The following is a 10,557-nucleotide window of genomic DNA, read 5'->3' on the forward strand; positions in this document are numbered from 1 at the left end:
GTTTGACCACATAGTCATCCGCCCCGGCATCCAGCCCGGCGATGCGGTCGCTGATCTGGTCGCGGGCGGTTGCGATCAGAACGGGCGTGCGGTCGCCCGCGCGGCGGCGGTCGCGCAGTACCTCCAGCCCCGGGCGGTCGGGCAGGCCCAGGTCCAGGATCACGCAGGCATAATCGGCCACGGCCATCGCCTCCAGCGCAGTTGCCGCATCGGGCGCGTGGTCGACGGCATGCCCTTCGGCCCGCAGATAACGCAGGACCGACTGGGCAAGTTCAGCGGTGTCTTCGACCAGAAGCAGACGCATGCCCCCTTCTATCCTGCCCCGCCCCCGGGCGCGAGAGGGGGCACGCCGCTGTAAGGTTGGCGCAAGCATGGGCTGGCAGTGCAGGGCCATGGGTCCGCATCGCGGCGCCCGCCTGTCCCCGTGTCCTGCCCCCGAAGGTTTCCCGCCCATGACCGACCGCTCCATCCCCGACGCTGCCCGGGCCGCGCTGCCCCGCCTTATCCTGAGGCGGCCAGTGATCGGCCAGACCGCGCTGAACCTGATCGTGGCCGTCTATGTGCTGGCGATGCTGAACGCAGGCTTCTGGCACCGGATGGGTCTGGTCTTTGGCGAAAGCCCCCTGAAATTCTCGCTGTTTTCGGTGGTGATCGTGGCGCTGACCGTGCTGACGCTGGAATTCTTCGGGCCCGGGCGGCTGCAGCGGCCGGTGGCGGCGGTGTTGATCCTGATGGCGGCAGGCGCCAACTACTACGAGCAGACCTTCGGCGTGCTGATCGACCGCGAGATGGTGCGCAACGTCATGGAAACCACGGTGACGGAATCGCGCCACCTGATCACGGCCGCGGCCATCCGCGCGATCATGCTGACGGGCGTGCTGCCGGCGGCGCTTCTGTTCTGGCCGCGGGTCGTGCGGGTGGGGCACTGGCATCAGGCCTGGCGCTGGCCGCTGGGCGTCGGGCTGAGCCTTGCGATCGTCGCAGGCGGGCTTTTCGCCGATTTCAAGACCTTCTCGGCGGTGCTGCGGGAACGTCAGGACCTCATGGCCTCGTATCAGCCCGGCGCGACGATCGGCGCGGTGGTCCGCTATGCCAAGCAGCAGTGGAAGGCCGAGGCGGCGGTGCTGCAGCCGGTGGCGGCCGATGCCGTCCCGGGGCCGTATCTGGCCGCGGCGGACAAGCCCGTGCTTCTGGTGCTGTTTGCGGGCGAAACGGCGCGGGCACAGAACTTCGGCCTCAATGGCTATGCCCGGCAGACGACGCCCGGGCTGGCGGAACGCGCGGTCATCAACTTTCCCGACGTGACGGCCTGTGGCACGTCCACCGCCGTGTCGCTGCCCTGCATGTTCTCGCCCCTGTCGCAGGCGGACTATTCCCGCGACGGGTTCATGTCGCGCGAGAACCTGCTGGACGTGCTGGTCCGCGCGGGCTTTGCCGTCCGCTGGGTCGACAACAACACGGGCGATCAGCAGATCGCGCGGCGCACGGGCTGGGAACGGGTGGATGCGGCGCTGGACCCCGAGGCCTGCGCCGTGGAATGCACCGACGCGGTCTTTCTGCCGCTGATCCAGACGGCGCTGGACACGATCACGCAGGACACGGTCCTGGTGCTGCACATGATCGGCAACCATGGCCCGGCCTATTCCCTGCGCTATGACCGCGACCGGGCGACCTTTCTGCCCGACTGCCAGAGCGCCGCCTTTGCCGACTGCACCGAGGCCGAGATCGTGAACGCCTATGACAACGCGCTGCTGGAAACCGACCATGTCCTGTCGCGCACGATTGACCTTCTGTCGGCCAGCGACCGGGCGCTGACCGCGATGCTCTATCTGTCCGACCACGGGGAATCGCTGGGCGAAGGCGGTCTCTATCTGCATGCCGCGCCGCGTTTCATGGCGCCTGAAACGCAGACCAAGGTGCCGATGGTGTTGTGGATGGACCAGCGGTTCCAGACGGCGCTGGGGCTGGACGAGGCCTGCCTGCGGGACGCGGCGCAGCGCCCCGCCAGCCAGGACAACCTGTTTCACAGCGTGCTGGGCCTGCTGGATGTGACCACCACCGTCCGCGACCCGGCGCTGGATCTGGGCGGCGCCTGCCGCAGGGGGGCCACCGGCTGACCGGCGCGCGGCGCGCGATCAGGCGAATTCAGCCAGCAGCGTGTCGATGCGCTGTTCGATGCCGGTCAGGGCCTCGCGCCGCTTTTCGGCCAGTATGAAGCCGGGAGTCAGGCCGGTGACGATCCGGTCACGCTCGGCCTCCAGAGTCTGTTTCAGCAGGCCCAGGATCGCCTTGGCCTTTCGGGTGTCGCGGGCGAGTTCGGTTTCGAACATCGTCACCAGCCCCTCGATCTTCTTCAGCACAGGCCCCAGATCCGCCAGCCGTGCCGTTGCGATGATCGGTACCAGCGCGTCAAACTCGATGCGCAGCTGGAGGACCAGATCATCGCCCCCTTCCGCCGCGGCACCCTCTTCGTCGTCGCCGTCCACCGTGCCGTCGGGCAGGATCAGCACGACCTTGTACTTCAGCCCCGCGTCTCGCAGCTTGACCTTCAGCGCCTTTTTCAGCGTGGCGGGCGCATCGTCGTTCATCAGGCGAAAGTGCAGTTCCTTGCCTTCGACCGTGCAGATGCCCATGCCGCCCTTGGCACCGCCGCCGGCCTTCTTGGCTTCGCGCCACATCACCTCGGGGGGCTTGCGGGGGTCGCCGGCCACGGACAGCCCGTCCTTGCCGATCACCATCGCGACGTTCATCTCGCGCTTGCGCGCCATGACCAGGATGTCTTCCAGGCTCATGCCGCCGTCGGCTGCCGGTTTTGCTGCCATGCCCGTGCCATCCCCTTGTCCTGCGCGCTGGGGGTCAGCTTAGGCCAGCCCTGCCCGCGCAGACAAGCCCGCCTTTGCAGGGGAATTTCACGCCGGGCCGCGATCTTGGCTTGATCGGCATCCGGTCCGGTTGCACCATGCGGCCTTAGACTTTTGCCCGGGGCAGGCTGGTCCGGGCCGGATGGCGGTCGTTCGGCTGCCGGTTTGATTGATGAGACACGCATTTGCCGGGGCATGACCCGCGGCGCCCGCAAGAGGACCCCAGATGCCACCGGACACCGACCGGATTGCCGCGGCCCAGGCGCAGATGGGCGCCATGCAGGCCGAAATCGCCCGCCTTCAGGCCGAGATCGCGGCACTGGAAACCGTCGAGACGGCCGAGCAGGATCTGCTGGATCGCGTGCTGTCCAAGTTCGACCGCCTGCGCAAGGCCATCGACAAGGCCCGCGCGGGGGGCGATGGCAGCCCGCCGGGCCTGCCGCCCCGCAATGGCGCCCCGCCCGTGACCGCCGACGAGAATGACCGGCTGAAGGCGATGCCGGCCGACGAACTGGCCGGGATGGACCTGACGGTCGGCGACACCAAGGAACTGTTCAGCGAAGACTACATGCTGCGCCTTGCGCGCGAACCCATCAAGGGCGAGGGGAACCCCGACCTCAAGGGGCTGATGCGCGAGGTGGGCAAGAGCGAGATCCATGATCCGCGCCTGACCGAGGTGATGACCGCGCTGTCGGGTATCGTCGGGTCGCCCCCCACAGCCGACACCCTGAAGGTGCACTACGCCCGCTTCCTGATCGTGCGCAAGCAGCAGGAGACAAGGGGCGCCCCGAAGAAGGCCGTCGTCGATCCGCTGGACGAAGGGATGCATCCCGAATTCATGGGTTCGCGGTCGCAACTGGTGTTCGGCAAGGTGCTGGGCGACGCCTTCGGCATCCATGAGGTCTTTGCCGCGTTGCTGAGCCCGACCGGCGGTCTGGTCGGGCCGGGCAACTGGCTGATCGAGGGCAAGGTCAAGGCAGGGCATCTCGACCCCGACAACCCGGTGGCGCTGCATGGAACGGTGCATGACGCGGCGGGCTATCTGGGCACGTTCCACGGCGAAGGCCCGGGCTACAACTATCGCGACAGCCAGTTCGAGGTCGTGCTCAAGCAGGCGATCGAGCAGTTCACCGAGGTCGACGACTGCCTGTCGGGCCAGCTGTCGGGCATCGCCTTCTGGGTGGGCGAGGTCGGGCAGGACTACGTGGAACGCGAGATGAATGACGCGCTGGCCGATCTGGACAAGAAGCTGCAACCGGTCCGCGATGCCGCGCAGGCCGAAATCGACAAGCGCGTGGCCGCGGCCAAGCGCGACCTGTTGGACAAGGTGGCGGCGGCGGAAAAGCTGGCCCGCGAGGCCGAAAAGGCCGTGACCGGCATCGGCGATGCCATCAAGGACGCGGGCAAGACCGTCGAGAATTCCGCCGTCGAGACGGTCGAGAACGCCGGCAAGGCCCTTGGCGAGGTCGTGCCCGAGGCGCGGCGCAAGCTGGAAGCCGCCTGGAACCTGATCTGGAGCTGAGCCATGACCGCGATCGACGTCCATCCTTCGGAACTGGCCTATGCCTTCTCCTATGCCCGTGCCGAGGCGATCATCGGCTGGGGCAGTGCGCCCTTCCTGCCCGCCCGCCCCGAGGACGGCGACCCCGCCGACTGGCTGGCCGCGGGCGAGGCGCGAATGCTTGCCGCGGGCCGTCTGGTCGGGTCGTCCGAGACGGGGCTGAACTTCACCGAAGCCATGACGCAGGCGATCCTGGCGCTGGTCGATCCGGGGATCGTGCTGGTGGCGCAGCGCAAGGCGGGCGATGGCCTGCGCACGTTGACCGTCCATCTGCGCGACGGGGCCGCCGTCGGCCTGACGCGCCAGACCGACGGGCAGTTCGCGCTGACCCGCTATGACGGGCTGACGGCGGCGGCGGTGGCCTGTGCGGCCTTTGTCGGGGCCACGCTGGCCCCCGCCGACAGCCGCGCCCGGATCGAGACGGATCAGGCCACGCTGTCGGCGCTGAACCGCGATGCGGACGCGGGCGACGATGACAAGGCCGTTGCCGCGCTGATGGCGCTGGGTGCGGCCGAACCCGACGCGCGGTCGGCCGCGCAGGTGCTGGCCGCCCCGATCGCGGCGGGGGTGGTCAGCGTGCTGTATTGCGCGGGCAATGTGGTGGCCGATGCCCAGACGTTCAGCGTGATGACGAATGCGCAGGACCATACCTGGGTCGTGTTCCCGCCGGCCAGCCTGGATGGTCCGATGGTCATGGAACGCAGTTCGCTGAGCGCGCTTGCGGCGCGCGTCACGGTCGGGATGGCGGCCCGGATGGCCCAGCCGGGCTGATCCGCCCGTCATCCGGCCGCGCGGCGCAACATCCGGCTTTTCGGCGACGCACAGGGCGTCTATCCCGCACAGGCCGCGCCCTTGCGGCAAGCGCAGGACGTTCCGGATGACCCCGACCCACCCCGCCGCGCCCGTGACACTGACGGTGGACGCGGTCTTTGCCCGGTATGAGGCGATCCGCCCGCACCTGCCCGCCGCGCGGCGCCCGGGCGCCGCGCCGGTCACCGTCGGCGGGTTGCTGGACATGGCGGGCCGGGTGGACGGTTTCCTGTTCGATTCCTTCGGCGTGCTGAACGTCGGCGAAAGCGTCATCCCGGGCGCCGCCGAATGCCTGTCGGCCCTGCGCCACCGCGGTACGCCGTTTTGCGTGCTGACCAATGCCGCCAGCTATCCCCGGTCCGAGGCGCTGCGCAGATACCGGCGCATGGGCCTCGACATCCGGGAAGCCGAGGTCGTGTCCAGCCGCGACGTGGCCTTTGCGCAGGCCGGGTCCGTCGCCCCCGGTATCACCTGGGCTGCCATGTCGGCGGGCGATGACGGCTTTGCCGACAGCGCGGTGCCGGTGCGCGACCTGCTGGACGACAGTCGCCCCTGGGCCGCGGCCGAGGGGTTCCTGTTCCTGTCCGCGGCGCGCTGGACCCCCGCGCTGCAGGACCGGCTGGTCGATGAGTTGCGGCGCAGGCCCCGGCCGGTGATCATCGCCAATCCCGACCTTGCCGCCCCCCGCGAAGGCGGCCTGTCGGTCGAGCCGGGATTCTGGGGCCACGACCTGCAGGACCGCACCGGCATTTCGCCGCGGTTCTTCGGCAAGCCTTATGCCGCAGCCTTTGCCGCCGGGCTGGACCGTCTGGGCCCCGGGCGGCACGCGATGGTGGGCGATACGTTGCACACCGACATCCTGGGCGGGCAATCGGCGGGCTGCGCGACGGTGCTGGTCACCGATCACGGGGTGCTGGCGGGGCGGCAGGCCTCGGGCTTCATCGCCCGCAGCGGCATCCTGCCCGACTGGATCGTGCCGTCGATCTGACCGCGTGGCGGCCGAAACCTGCGCAATATATTGAAAAGAAACAGGAAATATGCGATACTTTTAGGCGTAATCCTTGCAGGAAAACGCATGAGAACGCACAGCATCCGGCCGTTGCGCCCCACCCTTCGCCGTGCTGCGTGGGGCAGCCTGTGCCGCTGCGCCGTGCTGCGCGCGCATGGATGACCCGATCCGCCTTCACGCGGCGGGCAGCCTGTCGCGGGCCCTTGCCGGCATCGACCGGATCGGCGGCCGGACCGTCGCTGCGGAATTCGGCGCCTCGGGTCTGTTGCGGGCGCGCATCCTGCACGGCGCGGACTGGGACCTGTTCGCCAGCGCCGACGTCACCCACCCCGCGGCCCTGCATGCCGCCGGGATCGCCGATCGGCCGCGCATCTTCTGCCACAACGGGCTGAGCCTGATCGTCCGCGCCGGGCTGGAGGGGGCGGATGCGCTGGCGCTGCTGCGGCGCGACGATCTGCGGCTGGGCACATCGACGCCCGGCAATGACCCGTCGGGCGACTATGCGATGGCCGCGCTTGCCCGGCTTGAGGCCATCTTGCCCGGTGCGGGCCGGGCGGCGATGGCCCGCGCAGTGCCGCTGACCGGGGCGCCGGGCCTGCCAGAGCCGCCCGCGGGGCGAAACACATATGCCTGGCTGGTGACGTCCGGCCGGGCGGACCTGTTCCTGACCTATCGCACCACCGCGCGGGCCGCTGTGCAGGACAGCCCGGCGCTGCGCGCGCTGGACCTGCCTGACGCGGTGCAGGTGCGCGCGTCCTATGCGCTGACCACGCGGCGGGGGGCCCCGGCCCAGGCCGTGGCGCTGGCCGATCACATCCTGTCGCCGTCATTCCAGACCCACCTGTCCGCGCTGGGCTTCGACCCTGCCCGCGACGGCCCCACCGAAGGGAGAAGCCCATGATCCGTGCCGTCCTTGCGGCTGCTGCCGCGCTGTGTCTGGCGTTGCCCGCACAGGCCCAGACTACCCGCACCATCACCGACAGCGCCGGGCGGGTGGTGACGTTCCCCGAGCGCGTGGACAGTGTCTTTGCCGCAGGTCCGCCTGCGGCGATCCTGCTCTACATCATGGCGCCCGACCGGATGCTGGGCTGGCCGCGCGCCAACCGCGCCGAGGAACGCGAATTCCTCGCCGCGCCCTATGCCGACCTGCCCGAGATGGGCACGCTGACGGGTCAGGGGGGCGAAGCCAATCTGGAACGGGTGATCGCGCTGCAGCCCGATCTGATCCTGGACTTCGGGTCGGTGCGCGACAATTTCGTGGATCTGGCAAACCGCGTGCAGGACCAGACCGGCATTCCCTATCTGCTGATCGATGGCCGGTTCGAGAATACGCCCGCCGCCCTGCGCCTGCTGGGCGAGGCGCTGGGTGTGCCCGAACGGGGCGAGGCGCTGGCCCGGGATGCCGAGGCGACCTTTGCCCGGATCGACGCGCTGCTGGCAGAGGTGCCCGAGGCAGAGCGTCCGCGCGCCTATCTGGCCCGCGGTCCGGACGGGCTGGAAAGCGGGGTCGTGGGGTCGATCAACACCGAGATCCTGGAACGCGCGGGCGGCGTCAATGTGCTGGGCCGGTCGGACACCGCGCGGGGTCTGGTGCAAGTGAACTTCGAGGCCCTGCTGGCAACCGATCCCGACGTGATCGTGACGTGGGACCGGCAGTTCTTTGCCACCCACCGCGACAACCCGCTGTGGGCGCGGATGCGGGCGGTGCAGGAGGGGAAGGTGTATCTGTCGCCGGTGCTGCCCTTTGGCTGGATCGACCGGCCGCCGTCGCTGAACCGGATGATCGGGCTGGACTGGATGGCCGCAACCTTCTTTCCCGACCGCTATCAGATCGACCTGCGCACGCGGACGCGCGACTTTTACAAGCTGTGGTACCATCTGGACCTGACCGACGACCAGTTGAACCGCCTGCTGCCATGACCCGCGCCGGATGACCGATACCGCCGCCCGCCCCGAACGCACCCCCCGCGCCCGCCTGTCGGTGGTGGCCGCGCTGGCGCTGGCGCTGGTGGCGGGGGCGCTGGTCGCGCTGACCATCGGGCCGTTCCGCCTGTCGCTTTCCGAGGTGCTGGCCGCGCTGACCGGGCAGTCCAAAGGGCAGTCCGAGGTGGTGATCTGGAACATCCGCCTGCCGCGGGTGCTGGCCGCGATGCTGGTGGGGGCGGCGCTGGCGGCGGCGGGGGCGTCCTATCAGGTGCTGTTCCGCAACCCGCTGGTGTCACCCGACATTCTGGGTGTGTCGTCGGGTGCGGCGCTGGGGGCGGTGTGCGGGATATTCCTGTCGCTGCCCATCGTCGCCATTCAGGGCTTTGCCTTTCTGGGCGGGCTGGGGGCGGTGGCGCTGGTGATCTTTGTGGCGCAGGCGGTGCGGGGCGTGGACCAGACCCTGGTGCTGGTGCTGACAGGCGTGGTCATGGGGGCGCTGGCCGGGGCGGCGACATCGCTTCTGAAGGTGATGGCCGATCCCTATGACCAGTTGCCCGCGATCACCTTCTGGCTGCTGGGGTCGCTGGCCAGCACCACGGCGCCTGATCTGGGCCCGGTGCTGCCGGCGGTGGTGGTCGGGCTGGTGCCGTTGATCCTGCTGCGCTGGCGGATCAACCTTCTCAGCCTTGGCGATGACGAGGCGCGGGCGTTGGGCGTCGATGCGCCGCGGCTGCGGCTGGTGGTGATCGCGGCGGCGACGCTGATCACGGCCTCGGTCGTGGCCATTGCCGGGGTGGTCGGCTGGGTCGGGCTGGTCATTCCGCACATCGCGCGGATGATCGTGGGGCCGTCCTTTGCCACGCTTCTGCCGGTGGCGGCGATGCTGGGGGCGGGGTATCTGCTGCTGGTCGACACGCTTTGCCGCACGCTGGGCACGGTCGAGATCCCGCTGGGCATCCTGACGGCGGTGCTGGGCGCGCCGTTCTTCCTGTGGCTGCTGGCGCGGGGGCGGCGGGGCTGGACATGATCGCCGCCGAGGGCCTTTCCATCGGGCATGGCGCGCAGGTCGTGGGGCGCGATGTGGCGCTGACGGTCGCACCGGGCGAGATCGTCTGCCTGCTGGGCCCCAACGGCTGCGGCAAGACCACGCTCTTTCGCACGCTGCTGGGCCTGATCCCGCCGCTGGCAGGGCGGGTGCTGCTGGAGGGGCGCGATCTGCGCAACCTGAAGCGCGCCGAGATCGCGCGCCATCTGGCCTATGTGCCGCAGGCCCATGTGCCGCCCTTTCCCTATCAGGTGGATGAGGTGGTGCTGATGGGTCGCACCGCGCGGATGGGGCCGCTGGCCGCACCTTCGGCGCAGGATCGCGCCGCCGCCTTGGCGGCGCTGGCCCGGCTGGGTATCGGCGATCTGGCAGGGGCGGATTATTCGCGCCTGTCGGGCGGGCAGCGCCAGATGGTGATGATCGCCCGCGCGCTGGCGCAGGAGGCGCCGGTGCTGGTCATGGATGAGCCGACCGCCAGCCTTGATTTCGGCAATCAGGCCCGCGTGCTGGCGCGGATCGCCGATCTGGCGCAGGCGGGGGGCCATGCGGTCGTGCTGTCGACCCATGATCCCGATCAGGCCTTTGCGTTGCAGGCGCGGGTCGTGCTGATGCATGCGGGCGGCATTCTGGCCGAAGGCCCGCCCGATCAGGTCTTGACGGGCGCGCGGCTCAGCCTTGTCTATGGGGTGCCGGTGCAGGTGGAACGCACCGCATCCGGCCGTGCCGTCTGTGCCCCGTGCCTTTGATCCCCCGACCCCGGCAGGAGAACCGCATGACACCGCCGACCCCGATGCAAGCGTGCCGCCGCCCCGACGCGGCCCATCCCCCGGCGGGGGGTTGACCGATGCAGGATACCCAGACCCTGCGCCCGCATGAGGTGGCCGTCGACGCGCCCCTGCCCGCCGATGCCACGCTGGCTTTCATCGGCCATATCGAGACGCCCTGGCCCCGCCGCGCGGATTGCCCCCGTCAGGGGCGCATCGACGGGCCCGACTGCACCATCGTCGTGGCCCCGCCATGGGATGCCGCGCTGGCGGGGATCGAGGCCTTCGAAAGCCTGGAAATCCTGTATTGGCTGCACCTGTCGCGGCGCGATCTGGTGTTGCAGAACCCCAGCCACGGCGACAGCGCCCGCGGCACCTTCAGCCTGCGGTCGCCGATCCGGCCGAACCCCATCGGCCTGTCGAGGGTCCGCCTGATCGGGCGCGGCGGCAACCGGCTGACGGTGCGGGGGCTGGAATGCGTGTCGGGCACGCCGCTGATCGACATCAAGCCGGACCGCTGCCAGTTCACCCCCTTCGCGGGCGCCTAGCCCGCGGGACAGGATGGCGCTGCGGGCCCGCCG

11 protein-coding genes are annotated in these 10,557 nt (G+C 69.8%); 9 read left to right on the forward strand and 2 right to left on the reverse strand.

Annotated elements, in window-relative coordinates:
• Positions 1–304: response regulator (locus tag ACLNEE_RS16050; protein WP_412007369.1), on the reverse strand; the 304-nt coding region annotated here is incomplete at its 3' end.
• Positions 305–452: 148 nt separating this feature from the next.
• Here ACLNEE_RS16050 and ACLNEE_RS16055 point away from each other — a divergent pair.
• The gene (locus tag ACLNEE_RS16055; RefSeq protein ID WP_412007370.1) at positions 453–2,117 is read left to right on the forward strand and encodes a phosphoethanolamine transferase; all 1,665 of its coding nucleotides are present in this window, start codon (positions 453–455) and stop codon (positions 2,115–2,117) included.
• Between the two features lie 18 nt (positions 2,118–2,135).
• Here ACLNEE_RS16055 and ACLNEE_RS16060 read toward each other — a convergent pair whose 3' ends face one another.
• Positions 2,136–2,822: a hypothetical protein gene (locus tag ACLNEE_RS16060; RefSeq protein WP_412007371.1), complete on the reverse strand. Its 687-nt coding sequence runs from the start codon at positions 2,820–2,822 to the stop codon at positions 2,136–2,138.
• A gap of 265 nt (positions 2,823–3,087) precedes the next feature.
• On the opposite strand from ACLNEE_RS16060, the gene ACLNEE_RS16065 reads away from it, so the two are divergent.
• The 8 genes from ACLNEE_RS16065 to tsaA all read left to right on the forward strand — a co-directional run bounded on the left by ACLNEE_RS16065 (position 3,088) and on the right by tsaA (position 10,524).
• Positions 3,088–4,383 (forward strand): hypothetical protein, encoded by a 1,296-nt coding sequence (locus ACLNEE_RS16065; RefSeq protein ID WP_412007372.1) that lies wholly within the window; start codon positions 3,088–3,090, stop codon positions 4,381–4,383.
• 3 nt (positions 4,384–4,386) lie between these two features.
• Positions 4,387–5,193, forward strand: a complete 807-nt coding sequence (locus ACLNEE_RS16070) for a hypothetical protein (RefSeq protein ID WP_412007373.1) — start codon at positions 4,387–4,389, stop codon at positions 5,191–5,193.
• Positions 5,194–5,299: 106 nt separating this feature from the next.
• Complete coding sequence (locus ACLNEE_RS16075; RefSeq protein ID WP_412007374.1) at positions 5,300–6,220, forward strand: HAD-IIA family hydrolase; 921 nt, start codon at positions 5,300–5,302, stop codon at positions 6,218–6,220.
• 175 nt (positions 6,221–6,395) lie between these two features.
• Positions 6,396–7,142 carry a substrate-binding domain-containing protein gene (locus ACLNEE_RS16080; RefSeq protein ID WP_412007375.1) on the forward strand — a complete coding sequence of 249 codons (747 nt, stop codon included), beginning with the start codon at positions 6,396–6,398 and terminating at the stop codon, positions 7,140–7,142.
• Positions 7,139–8,161: an iron ABC transporter substrate-binding protein gene (locus ACLNEE_RS16085; protein ID WP_412007376.1), complete on the forward strand. Its 1,023-nt coding sequence runs from the start codon at positions 7,139–7,141 to the stop codon at positions 8,159–8,161. The genes ACLNEE_RS16080 and ACLNEE_RS16085 overlap by 4 nt, the downstream gene beginning before the upstream one ends.
• 10 nt (positions 8,162–8,171) lie before the next feature.
• Positions 8,172–9,194, forward strand: coding sequence for a FecCD family ABC transporter permease (locus tag ACLNEE_RS16090; RefSeq protein WP_412007377.1), 1,023 nt, complete (start codon positions 8,172–8,174; stop codon positions 9,192–9,194).
• Positions 9,191–9,958, forward strand: a complete 768-nt coding sequence (locus tag ACLNEE_RS16095) for an ABC transporter ATP-binding protein (RefSeq protein ID WP_412007378.1) — start codon at positions 9,191–9,193, stop codon at positions 9,956–9,958. The genes ACLNEE_RS16090 and ACLNEE_RS16095 overlap by 4 nt, the downstream gene beginning before the upstream one ends.
• 98 nt (positions 9,959–10,056) lie before the next feature.
• Positions 10,057–10,524, forward strand: coding sequence for a tRNA (N6-threonylcarbamoyladenosine(37)-N6)-methyltransferase TrmO (gene tsaA / locus ACLNEE_RS16100; RefSeq protein ID WP_412007379.1), 468 nt, complete (start codon positions 10,057–10,059; stop codon positions 10,522–10,524).
• Positions 10,525–10,557 lie beyond the last annotated feature (33 nt).

This window comes from Aphanothece stagnina RSMan2012 (assembly GCF_046764815.1).
GTDB lineage: Bacteria > Cyanobacteriota > Cyanobacteriia > PCC-6307 > Cyanobiaceae > NIES-981.

What these genes read in the sequence shown, in the direction of transcription:
- ACLNEE_RS16055 (WP_412007370.1), top strand. Translation starts at nt 453, where the DNA reads ATGACCGACCGCTCCATCCCCGACGCTGCCCGGGCCGCGCTGCCCCGC.
- ACLNEE_RS16060 (WP_412007371.1), bottom strand. Translation starts at nt 2,822, where the DNA reads ATGGCAGCAAAACCGGCAGCCGACGGCGGCATGAGCCTGGAAGACATC.
- ACLNEE_RS16065 (WP_412007372.1), top strand. Translation starts at nt 3,088, where the DNA reads ATGCCACCGGACACCGACCGGATTGCCGCGGCCCAGGCGCAGATGGGC.
- ACLNEE_RS16070 (WP_412007373.1), top strand. Translation starts at nt 4,387, where the DNA reads ATGACCGCGATCGACGTCCATCCTTCGGAACTGGCCTATGCCTTCTCC.
- ACLNEE_RS16075 (WP_412007374.1), top strand. Translation starts at nt 5,300, where the DNA reads ATGACCCCGACCCACCCCGCCGCGCCCGTGACACTGACGGTGGACGCG.
- ACLNEE_RS16080 (WP_412007375.1), top strand. Translation starts at nt 6,396, where the DNA reads ATGGATGACCCGATCCGCCTTCACGCGGCGGGCAGCCTGTCGCGGGCC.
- ACLNEE_RS16085 (WP_412007376.1), top strand. Translation starts at nt 7,139, where the DNA reads ATGATCCGTGCCGTCCTTGCGGCTGCTGCCGCGCTGTGTCTGGCGTTG.
- ACLNEE_RS16090 (WP_412007377.1), top strand. Translation starts at nt 8,172, where the DNA reads ATGACCGATACCGCCGCCCGCCCCGAACGCACCCCCCGCGCCCGCCTG.
- ACLNEE_RS16095 (WP_412007378.1), top strand. Translation starts at nt 9,191, where the DNA reads ATGATCGCCGCCGAGGGCCTTTCCATCGGGCATGGCGCGCAGGTCGTG.
- tsaA (WP_412007379.1), top strand. Translation starts at nt 10,057, where the DNA reads ATGCAGGATACCCAGACCCTGCGCCCGCATGAGGTGGCCGTCGACGCG.